14 protein-coding genes are annotated in these 15,786 nt (G+C 51.6%); 9 read left to right on the top strand and 5 right to left on the bottom strand.

Going from position 1 to position 15,786, the window contains the following annotated elements:
• Window positions 1–158 precede the first annotated feature (158 nt).
• The 7 genes from ACOQPU_RS15235 to ACOQPU_RS15205 all read left to right on the top strand — a co-directional run bounded on the left by ACOQPU_RS15235 (window position 159) and on the right by ACOQPU_RS15205 (window position 6,529).
• On the top strand, window positions 159–1,157 hold the full coding sequence (locus tag ACOQPU_RS15235) for an aldo/keto reductase (RefSeq protein ID WP_420640687.1): 999 nt from the start codon (window positions 159–161) through the stop codon (window positions 1,155–1,157).
• A 206-nt stretch (window positions 1,158–1,363) separates the two neighbouring features.
• Window positions 1,364–2,158: a phosphotransferase family protein gene (locus ACOQPU_RS15230; protein WP_420640686.1), complete on the top strand. Its 795-nt coding sequence runs from the start codon at window positions 1,364–1,366 to the stop codon at window positions 2,156–2,158.
• Window positions 2,100–2,348: a GNAT family N-acetyltransferase gene (locus ACOQPU_RS15225; protein WP_420640685.1), complete on the top strand. Its 249-nt coding sequence runs from the start codon at window positions 2,100–2,102 to the stop codon at window positions 2,346–2,348. The genes ACOQPU_RS15230 and ACOQPU_RS15225 overlap by 59 nt, the downstream gene beginning before the upstream one ends.
• Before the next feature lie 416 nt (window positions 2,349–2,764).
• Window positions 2,765–3,889, top strand: a complete 1,125-nt coding sequence (locus ACOQPU_RS15220; protein ID WP_420640684.1) for a Fic family protein — start codon at window positions 2,765–2,767, stop codon at window positions 3,887–3,889.
• A gap of 197 nt (window positions 3,890–4,086) precedes the next feature.
• Window positions 4,087–5,325 carry a hypothetical protein gene (locus ACOQPU_RS15215; RefSeq protein ID WP_420640683.1) on the top strand — a complete coding sequence of 413 codons (1,239 nt, stop codon included), beginning with the start codon at window positions 4,087–4,089 and terminating at the stop codon, window positions 5,323–5,325.
• Window position 5,326: 1 nt separating this feature from the next.
• Window positions 5,327–6,187: a DNA adenine methylase gene (locus ACOQPU_RS15210; RefSeq protein WP_420640682.1), complete on the top strand. Its 861-nt coding sequence runs from the start codon at window positions 5,327–5,329 to the stop codon at window positions 6,185–6,187.
• 69 nt (window positions 6,188–6,256) lie between these two features.
• Window positions 6,257–6,529, top strand: coding sequence for a hypothetical protein (locus ACOQPU_RS15205; protein WP_420640681.1), 273 nt, complete (start codon window positions 6,257–6,259; stop codon window positions 6,527–6,529).
• Window positions 6,530–6,613: 84 nt separating this feature from the next.
• Here ACOQPU_RS15205 and ACOQPU_RS15200 read toward each other — a convergent pair whose 3' ends face one another.
• The 5 genes from ACOQPU_RS15200 to ACOQPU_RS15180 form a co-directional block, all read right to left on the bottom strand.
• Window positions 6,614–7,939: a BCD family MFS transporter gene (locus ACOQPU_RS15200; RefSeq protein ID WP_420640680.1), complete on the bottom strand. Its 1,326-nt coding sequence runs from the start codon at window positions 7,937–7,939 to the stop codon at window positions 6,614–6,616.
• Between the two features lie 354 nt (window positions 7,940–8,293).
• Window positions 8,294–9,721 (bottom strand): protoporphyrinogen oxidase, encoded by a 1,428-nt coding sequence (gene hemG / locus ACOQPU_RS15195; protein ID WP_420640679.1) that lies wholly within the window; start codon window positions 9,719–9,721, stop codon window positions 8,294–8,296.
• 125 nt (window positions 9,722–9,846) lie between these two features.
• Complete coding sequence (locus ACOQPU_RS15190) at window positions 9,847–10,479, bottom strand: MerR family transcriptional regulator (RefSeq protein ID WP_420640678.1); 633 nt, start codon at window positions 10,477–10,479, stop codon at window positions 9,847–9,849.
• Window positions 10,480–10,738: 259 nt separating this feature from the next.
• On the bottom strand, window positions 10,739–11,842 hold the full coding sequence (locus tag ACOQPU_RS15185; protein ID WP_420640677.1) for a hypothetical protein: 1,104 nt from the start codon (window positions 11,840–11,842) through the stop codon (window positions 10,739–10,741).
• A gap of 42 nt (window positions 11,843–11,884) precedes the next feature.
• Window positions 11,885–13,201, bottom strand: coding sequence for a hypothetical protein (locus ACOQPU_RS15180; protein WP_420640676.1), 1,317 nt, complete (start codon window positions 13,199–13,201; stop codon window positions 11,885–11,887).
• Window positions 13,202–13,353: 152 nt separating this feature from the next.
• On the opposite strand from ACOQPU_RS15180, the gene ACOQPU_RS15175 reads away from it, so the two are divergent.
• Both ACOQPU_RS15175 and ACOQPU_RS15170 read left to right on the top strand, forming a co-directional pair.
• Window positions 13,354–14,064 carry a hypothetical protein gene (locus tag ACOQPU_RS15175; RefSeq protein WP_420640675.1) on the top strand — a complete coding sequence of 237 codons (711 nt, stop codon included), beginning with the start codon at window positions 13,354–13,356 and terminating at the stop codon, window positions 14,062–14,064.
• Complete coding sequence (locus ACOQPU_RS15170; protein ID WP_420640674.1) at window positions 13,980–15,644, top strand: DEAD/DEAH box helicase; 1,665 nt, start codon at window positions 13,980–13,982, stop codon at window positions 15,642–15,644. The genes ACOQPU_RS15175 and ACOQPU_RS15170 overlap by 85 nt, the downstream gene beginning before the upstream one ends.
• Window positions 15,645–15,786 lie beyond the last annotated feature (142 nt).

The raw sequence follows: 15,786 nt of genomic DNA, 5'->3' as shown, positions 1-15,786 counted from the left end.
GTTGAAGGTGACTTTAGTACGGGGTGAGGGTTTGGCTACAGGGTATGGCAGCCATTGGTAACTGGGAAAGGAAGTACGTAAAATTTATCAATCCACGAATTTTCCGCCCGTGTTCTTCAACAGGCGGTTACCAAAAAAAGCAAAGGAGTGATACGCACATGGCAGTAACACATAAACGATTAGGCAAGCATGGTGTTGTGGTGAGCAATTTATGTCTTGGCACCATGAACTTTGGTTGGCACACTAGCGAAGAAGACAGCTACAAAATTATGGATCGCGCCCTGGAACTGGGCATCAATTTCTTCGATACGGCCGATGTGTACGGCTGGGAAGTGGAGCAAGGCTACACCGAAGAAATTATTGGGCGGTGGTTTGCCCTCGGCGGCGGGCGGCGCGATGCCACCGTGCTGGCGACCAAGGTGTTCAATCCCGTCACGCGCAAAGCCAATTTGCCAGAGGTGAATAGCGATAATCGTAGCTTGTCGGCCTACAAAATCCGGAAGCATTGTGAAGGTAGCTTGAGCCGACTGCAGACCGATTGGATCGACATTTACCAGATGCACCACATCGACCGGGATTGCCCCTGGGACGAGACGTGGCAAGCATTTGGCAGCCTCATTGACCAGGGCAAGGTGGTTTACGTTGGCTCTAGCAACTTTGCCGGGTGGGACATCGCCACGGCCTGCCAGGAAGCATCCAAGCGAGGCATGTTGGGGCTAGTGAGCGAGCAAAGCATCTACCATCTGGACAACCGCACGGTTGAGCTAGAAGTGATTCCCGCTTGCCGTCACTACGGCCTGGGGCTGATTCCCTGGAGTCCGCTGGCAGGCGGTTTGCTGGGCGGCGCGCTGGAAAAACTGGAAACCGGGCGGCGCAAGGGAGAACATTTTGAGAAGATGGTCAACGAAAAGCGAGACCAACTAGAAAAGTATGAAGCCCTCTGCCGCGAAATTGGCCATCCGCCAGGGGAAGTGGCTCTGGCCTGGCTGCTGCACAATCCCATTGTGACTGCTCCCATCATTGGGCCACGGACGATAGAGCAGCTAGAAAGTGCCGTCCGCGCCACGGAAATTGATCTGGATGACGAGACGCTGCAAAAGCTGGATGAAATATTCCCAGGGCCGGGTGGTGAAGCACCGGAAGCCTACGCCTGGTAAACAATTGTAAAATCTTTCAAAGTAGGGGCGGGACGGTGCGGCTGCAATCTGGACAAAACGAAACATCTCTTCGCCGCACCGTCTCGCCCAGGGCCATCAAAATAGGCGAGAGAGGCGGGAGACAAGTTGTTTTTAATTGCCAGATTGCCTTCCCGCCTGTCACGCCCCTACGCATTTGCACGAATTGCTGATTTTTTGAGGGATTGATGGACAAAGAACTGGGTACGCCGATTGCTTATGGGGCAACGGCCGAAATTTACGCTTGGGAAGAAGGGCAAATTCTCAAGCTGTTTTTTGATTGGTTTGACCGAGAAAGCATTGCCTACGAAGCGCGCGTCGCCCGTGCTGTTCATGCCAGTGGCGTGCCCGTGCCTGCGGTGGGGGAGATTGTGGAATTGAACGGCCGTACCGGACTCATCTATGAGCGCGTAGCGGGGGCGTCGCTGTTTGAAGTGATGCCTAGCAAGCCGTGGACGATTTTGCGCTACGGCCGTCGCCTGGCCGAGATGCACGTGGAAATGCACAGTAATCCGCTAAAGCCAGACATCCCCCGCCAGCGTCAGAGGCTGGTGCGCAAAATTAACCAAGCCAAAGCGTTGCCAAACTCCCTTCGTGAGCGCATTTTGCACGCTTTGGCAAAAATGCCAGACGGCAACCAGCTTTGCCACAACGATTATCATCCTGGTAACGTCATGGCCTCGCCAGCCGGAGAAACAATCATCGACTGGATCGACGCCAGCCTGGGCAATCCGCAGGCAGATTTGGCTCGCTCTTCCATAATCGCTCTCGGTGCGGCGGCCAGCAGCCAAACGCAAAACATGGTGGAAAAATGGATGGTGCGGTTTTTCCATGCTGTTTACTTGCGCCACTATTTTGCTTTGCGGCCAAAAGCGAGGGAGGAATACGGCCGTTGGCTCCCCATCGTGGCGGCGGCAAGACTCAGTGAAAACATTCCCGAAGTTGAGCAATGGCTGCTGGCGCAGGCGGAAAAGGTGCCATGAGCTTTGCTCCCTCGTTGTACACCCCGATTTTGTGCGTCGCGGCGTGGCCACCGCCCTCATGGCAACCGCCTGTCAAGATGCACTTGCCTGTGGGGCGACTAAATTTTGGCTAGATGCGAGCTTAACGGCCGTTCCCTTCTACAAAGCCACTAGTTGGCAGCCACCGGCTGGCAAACCATCAAACCCATGATGCACGGCGAACTGGCCTGCGTCCGCATGACTAGGCAGCTTGGGTTAGAGTAGTCGAATCGCGGTCATTGCTAATGAGAATTTGCTTTATATACTAATCATTTGATAATTAGTATTTCCTATGTTTTGTGCTATAATGCTTCAAATACTAACAATTTCAAAATTAGTAATTATGCTTTTGGAGCAAATATGAGGATTCCCTCGGCACCCCCAAGTTTTCACAAAGTCCTTGAAATGGTGAGACAAAAAGAAGATCCAGACAAGTTACTTCAGCTTTTTACGCAATTTGCCCCTACAGACTATAAAGACCGATATTTGCATTGGGATGAACTCCGATACAGAGACCCACCAGCAGGATTTACAATTGAAGAACATTGGTTTGGGACAAAATTTGCCAGATCGAAGTTGCTGAAATCATTGCCATTCTTTGATATTGAGCAACGGCCGTTTCAATTTGGAATGCCAGACTGCGTTTTAAGAATGCTGCATGAGATTGACCAGAATGCGAGCGGGCGTATTCGCATGGCAGAGCCAATTACTAATGCCAGCACCAGGGACAGCTATTTAATCAATTCCTTGATCGAGGAGGCAATTAATTCTAGTCAGCTTGAGGGTGCTGCCACGACCCGCAAAGTTGCCAAAGAAATGATTCGCACAAAACGGCCGCCGCGCAATCGCAGCGAACAGATGATATTTAACAATTTTCAGGCTATGCAGTTTGTCCAAGAGTATCAAAAAGAACGGCTAACTCCCGCCATGATTTATGAACTACACCGTATTGTTACCGACAAAACCTTGGATGATCCAACTGCTGCGGGAAGGCTACGTGGAGAAGATGATGATATTCAGATAATTGATAATCAAGGCAATCTTCTTTTCGTGCCGCCTAGTGCCGATGAGCTGCCGGAGCGGCTTAGACGGCTCTGCAAGTTTGCTAATGAAAAGGATTCTAACAGTTTTATCCATCCAGTGATTAGGGCAATTTTGTTGCATTTTATGCTGGCGTATGATCATCCGTTTGTTGATGGAAACGGCCGTACCGCCCGCGCCCTGTTTTACTGGCAAATGGCCCGCGAGAAATATTGGCTCATTGAATTTACGTCCATCTCGCAAATCATAAAAATGGCACCAGCCCAATATGCTCGCGCCTTTTTATATACAGAAACCGACGATAACGACGTGACCTATTTCATCATTCATCAACTGCGCGTCATTCAAAGGGCCATCGAGCAGCTACACACTTACCTGGCTCGAAAAACGCAGGAACTTAAATCTGCCACCCAGCTATTGGTGAAAACCAAACTGGAAGGCGTGCTGAACCATCGGCAACTGGCTTTGTTGGAAAACGCGCTCAAAGAACCCAACGCCATTTATCGCATCAGAGAACATCAAAACGTACATGGCGTGGCCTACCAAACCGCCCGAACCGACCTGCTCATGATGGCCGATGAGCTAAACTTGCTGCACAAAGTCAAAGACGGCAAGACCTTCATCTTCCTATCCCCGCCAGACCTGCGCCAGCGTCTCGATGATACAAAATGAAATCGCTCCCTTCTATAAAGCCATTAGTTGGCAGCTACCGGCTGGCAAACCGTCAAACAAATGATGCACGGCGAACTCGCCTGCGTCCGCATGACCAAGCAGCTTGCGTCACTCATAATTGGTGGAGAAACGGCCGTTTTTCGTTTACAATGGGCTCGTTCAGTCAAATTCTTTTAATCGTGAAGTGAGGCAAATGAATGACCCAAGAAGTAAAATATATCAATATAAGAGATTTGGTTTTGTGGACGGAAAACCCACGCGATCCAATTGATGAAAATGCCCAAGATCAAGATGTTGTCAATAAAGCACTAGAAGATAAGCGTGGAAAATGGACTTTAAAGAAGTTAGCAAAAGAGATGGGAGATTACTATGATTTTAGTGAACTTCCCACTGTCGTTTATATCGATCACAAACCCGTTGTGTATGATGGTAATAGACGAATAATTCTGGGAAAAATCAAGTTTGGATTAGTTGGAATTCCGGGGGGAACCAAAATCCAGATTCCAGACTTCCCTGAAGAGATACCCTGTAATGTTTGCTCCTTAGAAATAGCATTACAAAATGTTTATAGAAAACATAGTGATACAGGCTCTTGGCAGCCCCTTGAGCGAGATATATTCTTGCACAAATTCATGGGAGAAGACAAAAGCATTTTTCTTCTACTGGATGAAGAAACAAACCTTATCAGTGATAATGCTCATTTAAATCAGCGTTTTGTCAAAGAGGAGATTTTTAAGGACGAAAGATTGGAATCTATGGGATTCTTCTTTGAAGGGGAGAAACTACACAGTGTCCATAGTGATGAAGAGGCTTCTCAAATCCTCACGGATGTGTCAAACAAAATACAGGAGAAAACAATAACCACAAGAAAAAATAGAGGGAAAGTAATTGAGGTTTTAGAGCCATCATCCCAAAAACTAATTGACCAGAACAGGGGAAAGAAAGTCCGTCCTTCGCAAGTTAATTTTGGTAAACCCAAATCCCCAACCACTCCAATGAAGCTTACAAGACGAACTGCGAAAAAGGAGGAAAGGCTGTTCGGTGGGAAACTGTTTTTGCAGATAGGAAAAGTTAGTGACTTATATCGCGATATTGACGATTTATATGAATTTTATGGAAAAAACAAAGGTCAGCTATCACAAACATTTCCAAGTTTAATTAGAATGGCCTTGCGATTATTGTGTGAGACGGCAGCCAAAGATAGCAAAACAAAGCTTGAATCATACTTAAAAAATAACTTTAGAAATGCAAAAAAGACCCTCGACCAAGACATAAAAACCACGCTTTCAAATCAAAACGTGACGGAATCAAGCATAATTCAATTGCTGCATACTGGTGCTCACAACTACACTTCATCTAGCAATATGGAGCAAACAATTGCATTGTCGATTATTATTGGAGCAATGATTACAATAACTCATGGTAAGGATACATAAAATGAGTATTTATTATTCTCCATTGAGATATCCGGGTGGGAAAAATTGCATATTTCCATTTGTATCTCGTTTGTTTTATGAGAATGAGTTAATTGGAACGAGATATGCAGAGCCTTATGCTGGTGGTTCAGGATTAGCATTGAGGTTATTGTTTGAAGGTTATGTGGATCACATCTATATAAATGATCTAGATAAATCCATTTATTCTTTTTGGAAGGCAGTAATTAACAGGCCTGATGAATTCTGTCAGTGGATTGAAGATGTTGATGTATCAATTCCAAATTGGAAAGAGTATCGAAAAATCCAAAAAAGATCAGAGAATGAAAATAATTTCGAGCTTGCAAAGGCAACATTTTTTCTGAACCGGACAAATGTTTCAGGCGTGATTAAGGGGGGAGTAATTGGAGGCATAAACCAGAAAGGGAAGTACAAAATTGATGCGCGGTTTAATAAGCTTGATTTGATTAATCGGATACAAAAAATAAAAAATGTCAAAAACCGAATTTCAGTTTCAAATTTAGATGGAATTAAATTTATCAAAAAGTTGGATAGCAAGAAAGAAGAAATATTCATCTATCTTGACCCACCATATTATCAGAAAGGTGCGGAGCTTTATATGAACTTTTATTCAAAAAAGGATCATGAGAAGCTCTCAAAGAAAGTCAAAGAACTGAAAAAGAAATGGATAGTATCTTATGATAATCATGATTTCATTTTGAACCTTTATGGAGAAAATCGAAAACTCGTTTACAAGCTCTCACAATCTGCTTCAAACAGAGTTGGTAATGAATTATTTGTTTTTTCCGAAGAAGTTGACTTCTCAAATTCTATGACCTCACTTAACTCTCCAGCATTGTGTTAAAAAAGTAAAATCAGTAATTTCTGCAATAACATCCCTATTCGATAACAGGCAAATAAAAAATCAGCAAAAATGAGCAAAAAATCTTTTGAACTGATGCTAAAAGGTGGTCACCCAAATTCGTTGGGGCGTACGGTGGTGGTGGTGGAGATGGTTCTGGCGGATCGGGCGCGGGTGGGAGAGCTGTATACCTGCTACCAAAGCGAGGACGCGGTGGTGCGGCTGCGCACTTCCAATGCGCTCAAGCGCATCTCGAGTGAACAGCCGGAATGGTTGGTGCCTCATTTGGAGCGATTGTCTGGCAACGGCCGTAAATCTGTTGCCAAAACGTTGTTGAATCTTTAGCAAAGTAGGACTGGCAGTCCTATAAATTGGTTAGTCTGTGGTGATGAGTATCGAGGACTGCCAGTCCTGAGTCGGGAATTTCAATTAATCGGTTGGGGCAGGAACGGCCGTTCCCCACTCCCCAATCCGCGCTACAGACGCCTTCGCCTCAGCCACATCCACTTTGGCAATCAGCCCAATGGCTACAATCACCAAAATCGTTTCTAGCACAAAGGCTGTGCCGTAGGCCAGCATCTCATTGCCGCCAGAAACCGACAGCAAGCTATCGACAACCAGGCCACCCAGCAGGCTGGCCATCGCCCGCCCAAGCTGGTGGGCTACGCCCCACACGCCAATGAGCAGACCCGCACGCGCCTCTGTGGTGAACTCAATCATGGAAACAAGCAGGCTTGCCGCCGCCAAGCCCGTGCCTAAACCCAGAAAAACAACCGCCAGTCGCAGCAAATTGGCGTTGCCCGTAAAGCCAATGGCGACAATCACCAAAAACATGACGGCAACGACGCCCAGGCCAATGCGGTAAATGCGCAGGTAGCCAAATCGCTTAATGAGGTACAGCCCAGAAGCCAGCATGGCAATGAGCGTACCCAGCCCCCAAAAAGCGGTAAGTTGTGAACTTTCACCCACTGTCATGCCAAAGCGAACGGCTGCATACGGCTCCAGCAGCACATCCTGAATTTGGGTTCCCAGCAGTGTCAGCATTACCACGACAAAAAAGCGGCGCACCTGCGGGTTGCCCAGCACCACGCGCTTCACAATCGTCTGAAAATCTTGCCCACGTGCCGCCTGGCTGCCCCGGTTGGCCACATCGCGCGGTTCCTGGCGTGGGGCAGCAAACAGGGCAAATAGCAGTGCCATCCCGCCAATGACGGCCACAACCACCGTAAGCCGCTCTGGCGTGTACGGCTGCAAGGTGGCCCCCACAATGCCTGCGCCCGCGATGAGGCCAATCATGTTGACGACTTCATACAGGGTAGCGGCGCGGGAGCGGGGTGCGCCTTCTTCAAATTTGTCGGCCAGCAGTGCCTGGAAGGTGTTGCTGGTCAGGTTTTTGCCGATGCCGTACACGATGAGGAACAGCAAGGTGGCAAGGGCTGCGACGCTGAGTAACGCTTCGGTGCGTAAAACAAGGGCCACGGAAACGGCCGCTCCCAAACCAGCCAATCCCGCTCCAATGATGATGTACGGCTCTCGCCGCAGCCCGCGAATGGGGTAGGCATCGGAGCGATGGCCTAGCCAAACGCGCACGGGGGCAACCAGCAGCGGCACGGCCAAAAACAGCCCGGCCAGGGTCACTGGCAGACCCAGCTCCACCACCATCACCCGGTTGATGACGCTGCCTGCTAAAATGCTAATCAAGGTTAGGCTCAGCGGTACGGCCGCTAGCCGAATCAAGTTGAAATTTCGTTTCATTTTCTTCTTCTCCTGTAACCTCCGGGAGGTTTATTAGAAAACCTCAGTTACGCGCCAAACCTCCCGGAGGTTGGAAAAAGCGCGGCTACAAATTTTTTGTTGAAAATGGTTGAGATGAGAGGGCACTCCCCCACAGACGATGCAGGTGAGGTTAGGTCTGTTCGCCTGTGGGAGAATGTCCTTTCGGTTAAAAATCCCGTTGCAAAGGATTGTTTTTTTCATTTTGTCATTTTGAACACAGCGAAAAATCCCGCGCATCTTCCTTGGAAAATCGACTTCTTGGAAGGCGTTAGCTTGCTTTGCCTGATGATTGGGATGCTTCACTTTGTTCAGCATGAGAGTTGGTGGTTGGTTTTAAGGTGCCAACGCTTCTGTTTTGGTTTGCAAATTGGCCATGATTTGTGTGACTAAATTCCGCGATTGGCGAATGCAGTCGGGGATGCCCTGGCCGCGTAGCCCGGCCCCGGTGAGGTAAAGCTGTGGCAGATGTGCCGCCAGGGTTTGTTCAATTTGAGCAATCATGACCAAATGGCCCACCGGTGGCTGCGGATTGGCAGGCAGCCACCGCTGAATGTGTATCTGCGTGGGCTGCGCCGCGATGCCAAAAATTTGCTCCAGTTCGTGCCGCACCAACTTTATTAGCTCCGTTTCAGGCAGGCTGGCCAGTTCTGGCTCGTTTTGCCCGCCCACAAAGGCGCGCAGCACAAATTGATCATCCGGGGCGCGGTGGGGAAACTTGGCCGACATGCCCTCGACGGCCAGCAGTTGGGATGATTCATTTTCCGGCACAACAACGCCAAAGCCATCAAATGGATCAGCGATTTCATTCCGGTTGAAGGCAAAGTTGACGGTGGTGACGGGATTGTAGGGAATGGCGTGAAGCTGATCGGTTACGGCCGTTTCCACCAATCCCTGCAGCAAATCAGCCATCACGAAGGTGGGGGTGGCCAACACGACCAGATCGGCACGGAGGGTACGGCCGTTGCTCAACGACAGTGCGTAAGGTTGGGCGTGGGTTAGGTCGTGGTGCAGATTGGTAACGGCCGTATCCAACAAAATTTCGCCCTCAATTTGGTCAGCTAGCGTTTCTATCATCTCCATCAAGCCATTTTGCAAAGTGGCAAAAGCTGGTTTTCTAGCCGGGCGGGGCTCGCCAGAGGCTTTGCGGGCTGCCCGCTTTTCTTTCATCAGGCCAAACATGCCCTTGACCACGCTGCCATGTTGCTGCTCCATCTGGGCAAAACGGCCGAACGACACCTGTACGCTCATCTCGTCTACATCCCCCAAATAGACGCTGCCGATGGCGGGCTTGACGATGTTGTCTACCATTTCGTTCCCCAGGCGGCGGCGCAAAAAGTCGCCCAACGACTCATCGCTGGCGTCGGTGCGCGGCTTCACAAATGGCTCCTTGAGCAAGCGCAGCTTGCCACTAGCGGAAAGCAGCGGGGTAGAAAGAAACGTGCCGGGGCCAGAGGGTACGATGGCGGGACGGCCGTTGCGCAGGACGTAATTTTTTCCGGGGCGGGTCGTGCCAACCAGGCGGTCTTGTAATCCCAACTCCTGGCACAGTTCCCACGCTTCTGGCTTGCGCGTCACAAACGATTCCGGGCCGCCTTCGAATATGTAGCCGTCGCGCCGCTGAGTGGCAATCTTGCCGCCCAGCTGGACCGCTTTTTCCACTATGGTGGCTTGCAGGGCAATCCCATTCTGGCGGGCTTCTTTTTCCAAATAGTAAGCAGTGGCCAAACCGGAAATGCCTCCCCCTACAATGACAACATTCATCTTTGAATCCATTGCGATTCCTTTTATTTGTTCAACAGGCAAGCAGTAAGAACGGCCGTTGCCATGCTTCCCGGCCTCAGTGTGGGATTGCTCTTAAATTGCTGAACGACGTATAGAAAATGATTTTACGATTGCTGCTCGTACACCTGGGCAATCGCTAGCTGCACCACGTTGAGCAGTTCGTTAATGCGTCGCATAAGCCGCAGATTCGCTTCTGGTTTAATGGCGGTGGTGCTGGGTAGCTGAAAGGCAGTTTCTACCAGCATGTCGCGGAAGCGGAGCGTCGTTTCCAACGCTTCGGTGAGGGGCAGATTGCTTTGCTGAGCCAGACGGCCGTACTCCTCACCGATTCCCCTTGCTTCTTTGAGCAATGCACCGTTGGTTTCCGGGTCAGAAATGTATTGTAGTGTCAAACCCATCAGCCGCCGCCCCAACAAGCGATGTTGTTCCCGCACCTGGTCATCATACTGGGTCAGCCAGCCTTCATTTTTATTGGCCGATATTTCCTGGCGCGTTTGCGTCAAGGCACGTTCAGCCCAAAGCTGTTCCAGGCTGCTGGGCATTTGCGCCTGTCGTCGGTTGGTTGCAAACTGATTCAAGTCAGACAGGGCAAAGCGGCGATGTCCCCCCGGTGTAAGCATAAATGGAACCTGGCCGCCATCGGCCCAGCGCCGCAAGGTGGTGCTGTGTACGCCAAGCAGGTCTGCCGCCTGCGAGAGGGATAACCATTGTTCAGTTTCAGGGAGAAAATTGTTCATAAAACCTATCCAGAATCGTTGCAAACCCTTGCGAATCTATGCAAAACTATGCAACTGCGAGGATTATACCGACTGCATTTTGGGGCGTCAATTGATTTTCTAATCTGCTGACAAATGTCATAAAGGGTGGGTGACATCTGGCTACGGCCGTTGGCTCTTTGGGCTTTCGTGGCATGATCGGCACTTGTGGTAAGGGCGGTTCGCGAACCGCCCTACGTTTAGTGTCAACCCCCTGGATTCTTAAAGAACCCGGCCGCTTTCATTCACGGCTAGCAACGTTGTTGATATACCACGCGTAGAGCAGCGGCAGGACGGCCGTTCCGCCCACGCCAATGGTTAGCACGCCCACCAAACCAGCCCACGCTAGTGCATCCTCCGCCACGGTGAAGCCCAGCCCCAGCAGAACCAGCGTAATCAGCAGGAAAACGGCCGCAACCGCCAAAATGATGCCTGCCACGCGCCGCGCCCGCTTCAGCGAAGCCCGTTTAACGCCACGCAGCTTGCCAGTTTGCCCATGCACCAGCACCATCTGCGCCTGATTATCATCATCCAGGTAGTAGCTGGTGTACAGCGGCAGCAGCAGTTGCGTCCAATGCTGGTTACTGAAGCTGGGCGACCATTTAAAGCCGCGCGTGTGGTCGGCTTCGCTGGCTTGGCGGCACTCTTGGGCAACGGCCGTTTGCAGCAGCAAAACCGCATCATTCCAGGCATCATCCGGCGGGCGGTTAGGTAAATGCACAATGGCCCCGGTTAAATCCCCCGGATGGAATGGCTTTGGCTCTTTCGTCTGAAAACGGCCGATTTTGGCCTCAACCTCATCCTGTTGTTCAAGCGCGGGCGTTGCCTGATTGTGATGCGCACGATTGAGTCGCCCCAGGCGGGGTTCCCAGCGCACGCGGGTTTCTTTTACCCGCTCTGTCTCCCAGTTGCTGTTTCGGTATTGCTCCCGGTGGCTCACAATCTCGTAATCAAACCCCATCTCCGCTTGCCAATTTCCCTGCACCTGCGCGTCTACCAACCACATCGGCAGGTAAACGGGCTGCAAGCGACCCAGCAAATTGTTGGCTTGCAAATCGGTCGGGGCCAGCCAAACGCTCTTGGCAAACTGGCTCACGCTTTGCCGCAGGGTCGCTTCTTGGGCGCGGAACGGCACCACCATTTCTGGCGGTTGGGTATAGACGGGACGGTCATCGCTGGGGTCCATTTGAGCTAAGGTTGCTTGCCCGCAAAACGGGCAACGTTGGCTTACCTTCTCTGGCGGCAGCACAAACACGCCGTTGCAACTGGCACACCCTTCCAGCACCCAATCAGTTCCCCACCGCTTAATCCAGTTTTCATTTGCCATTTGGCTTGTTTCAGACATCAATTTAACCATTTACAATTAAAAATTAACCGTTAACCATTCTTAGGCATCTGCCATCTTGCCTGCTTTCCGCAGCGTGTCGATGACAAAAATGAGCCAGGTGAGCAAGGCAAAACCCGCGACCAGCAAGACGGCCGCTCCCGCCCCAATCTCATTCGCCAGCAAAACGGCCGCAACGATGGCCAGCAGCAACCCCGGTAAGAACCACAGCCCCAGCACCTGGGCCACCTTGCGCCAATCCACCGGACGCTGCCCGGCAATGGTGCCAGTTTGCCCGTTGATGAGTACCTGGAACACCTTGTCGCCGTAGCGGTAATTGGCCAGATAAAGCGGCAGCAAAATGTAACGCCAGCTCTCGTCGCTGAAATCCATATTCATGCTGAAGTTACGCATGTTGCTGGCACTGGCTTGCTCCCGGCACGCTTGTTTGGTTCTGGCGCGCATGGAGCGCCGCGCCGAGGCCCAGGCGGTTTCCAAATCGACATCATATGCTTGCGCAGAAAGTCCAGCGAGGAAGGTGGGTTCATACGGCACCAGTTCACCTAGCCGGTAGCCGCGCATCTGCTTGAGTAGGGTCAGGCTAATCTGGCTGCTGCCGCTTATGAGCAGATCGTCGGTAAACAGGCTCACTGCCCCAGATTCCCAATCCCACTGTTTGCCTTCGCGGTCGCCTAGTTTGAGGAGCAACGGCCGTTCCCACTTCCAATTTGGCGCAGAATGACGGCGACGGCTGGCGTCGGTGTTGTACACCTCGGCGCGCCAACTGGCTTTGGTGCGGGCGTCAAACGTCCAGAAAGGAATGTAGATAGGCGTGTATTCCGTGCTGCGGGCCAGGCTTTGCAGATTATTGGGCAGCATCCAGCTATTTTGCAACCATTCGGCCGTAATTTGGCGGCAGTTTTCGGTGGTGGTGACAAATGGCACCAAAAAGCGCGGACGCAGCACATCTTGCGGGGCGCGGGTTTGCACCACTGAATTGGAGCCGCAAAACGGGCAAGTGTGGCTGAGCATCTCGGTGGAAAGCGTGGTGTGAGCAGCGCAGCTGTTGCAAACCAGCTCCTTGCGCTCCTGCCCCCAGCCATTGGTTGAACGGTCCACCGTTTCAACGGTGAACTCGAACTCTTGCGCCCCTTTGCCCACAATTTCCACTTCGGGGGCCTCATGGTAGCCGCAAAAGGCGCAAGTCAGGCCACCATCGTCGGTGCTAAAGGCGGTGGCTCCGTCGCAGTTGGGGCAGCGAAAGTCCACCACCGGGCGGGCAACTTCCAGCTCTTCCGGCGTAAGCGGACGATACACTTCAATGCCAGAAACGGCCGATTTTGTTTGGATATATCCTTCAGGGGGAAAATTATGATTCATTGGTTTCCTATCTTAGTTGCTCCACAAAATTCAGAGATAAGATTAGACCATTGGCCAGAGAAGTTCAACTTTTTCAAAAAGTTGAACTTCTAAAATCGTAGTAGGCTTTGGGTGGGATTCTGCTAAGATCACGCCAAAGCGAGTATTTATTTATGAAACAAACGCAACGATTTTTAATGATCTTACCTTTGTTGGTGGATGGTGCAGGTGTGGCAGCGATGATTTTGCTGCTGCCAACGCTTTCGGCACAGTTTGCAGAGGCGTCAACCATCAATGTGCTACTCCTCAGCGGGGCATTTGTGCTGTACTGCCTCGCCGTCTACCTCATCCGCAAACTGGAACCAGCCGCCGATGCCGAGCGCGCATCCCGGTTGCCAACCTGGCTCACGGGAACGCTGACCATGCGGCTGCTGGCCATCTTTTTCTCCCTGGCATTGGCTGTGGAGTTCTTGCAGCAGTTTGGCTACTGGGATTCTATCTTCGTGGTAGATGATCGCGTTTTGGGCGCGGGAGAGTCCGCTTCCTTTTTTGTGTACGGGCCTGGGGCATGGATTGGCGCATCGCTATTTTACGTGCTGGTGCTGAGTGCCTCGGTGCGAGTGACCATTGAGGAACTGTCGCGCAATTACGTGGGGCTGGCACTACTAGGGTTGCTTGGCGTCAATGGCGCAGTGCTGATGGGAACGGCCGTTCTGCAATCTACCCAATTTTTCAGCGGCTGGCTGGGCATGATTGGTGCATTTGGGCTGCTGCTTTTGCTCTTTTTGCCGCCGCGCGTGTGGTATTTGGCGAAACGGCCGTCGCTGTTGACCACCGCTTCTTATCTGGCGTTGCTCGGTTTTGCTGCCTGGCAGGTTGTTTAAGTTTGCATACTTGCAAACTGTTTCAGGTGCAAAAACGGCCGTTTTGGGCTAGACTCATCCCTATGAATGAAACAGAAATAATCGAACAACCAGAAGAAGAAATTACCGAGCCAGTTACGGCCGTTCAGGACGTAGAAGACGAAATTGAAGAGCCAGAAGACAGTCTGCCATCGGTGAAGATTGGTGACTTGCCGCCTCGGCTCAGCGAAGCCACCGCCCGCGCGGGCTGGGCCTCGCTCACCCCTGTGCAATCGAAAGCGATGCCTTACATTTTTGCCCAACGGCCCATGATGGTGCAGGCGCGCACCGGCAGCGGCAAGACGGGCGCATTCATCATGCCTATTATGGAGTTGGTGAATCGGCACAAGGACGAGACGCAAGCGTTGGTGCTGGTACCCACACGGGAACTGGCGAACCAGGTGACGACTGAAGCCAAGATGCTGTTTGGGGATAGTGGATTTAAGGTAACGGCCGTTTATGGTGGCGTGGGGTACGGTGCCCAGCTCAAAGCATTGCGCGAAGGCACCCATCTCATTGTGGGGACGCCGGGGCGCGTGCTGGATCATTTACTGCGCGGCTCGATGTCGCTGAAAAAGCTCAAGGTGCTTGTTTTTGATGAAGCTGACCGGATGCTGAGCATGGGCTTCTACCCAGACATGCGCCGCGTGCAGGAATATTTGCCAGAGAAAGTGTATACCTGCATGTTCTCCGCTACGTTCCCGCCAACGGTACGCAGCCTCGCCCGGCAATTCATGGAGAAGCCAGATTTCCTCAGCCTGAGCCGGGATCATGTGCACGTGGCCGACACCTCCCACCAAACGGTTACCGTCTCCTCAATGGACAAAGACCGCACCCTCATCCGGCTAATCGAGCTGGAAAACCCGGACTCAGCCATCATTTTTTGCAACACCAAGCAGCGAGTGCATTACGTCTCGGTGGTGTTGCAGCGATTTGGCTACAACGCAGATGAACTGAGCGGCGATCTGCCCCAAAAGGAGCGCGAGAAGGTGATGGGCAAGCTGCGGCAGGGTAAGCTGCGCTTTTGCGTAGCCACCGACGTAGCTGCGCGGGGCATCGACATTTCCGATTTGTCTCACGTGTTCCAATTTGAGGTGCCGGAAGACCCGGAAATTTATATTCACCGGGCAGGGCGCACCGGACGGGCTGGGGCCACAGGAACGGCCATCACGCTGGTGGGCGATTTTTCTGAGCAGGTGTTGCTAAAGAAGATTGCCAAACAGTATGGTATTGAGTTTGAGGAACGGCCGTCTCCTGATGAAGCGGCTCTGGCTGAAGTAGTGTCTGAACGGATGATTGTGCAGCTAGAAGCCCAAATGCGCGACCGGGACAAGCTGCGTGTCGAGCGGCTCCAGCGGTTTGTGCCGATGGTGAAGGAACTAGCCGGCGGCGAAGAAGGCGCGCAGCTGCTGGCCATGCTGCTGGATGATTTGTACCAGCAAACGCTCCATTCGCCGCCTGTGTTGGTGGAAGAAAGTAAACCGAGGCGCACACAATCCTCTGATAAGCCCAAGAAAAAACGTCGGCGTCGCTCACGCGGCCGTTCGCGAAAGCCATCCTAAATTCTCCATGCTCCGGAAGCTGCTGTTTCCGGGGTTTTATCCATGATCAACATTGGCCCTAACCAGACTACAAAAGGCTTGGACTAATGATGTTAGTTCCAGAGAGAACAAGACTTTTATAGTCTTCACTGCGTAAGTTCCT

It is taken from the genome of Candidatus Leptofilum sp. (genome assembly GCF_965223285.1).
In the GTDB taxonomy this organism is placed as follows: Bacteria; Chloroflexota; Anaerolineae; order Promineifilales; family Promineifilaceae; genus Leptofilum.
This window is presented reverse-complemented; position numbering and strand designations above follow the sequence as displayed.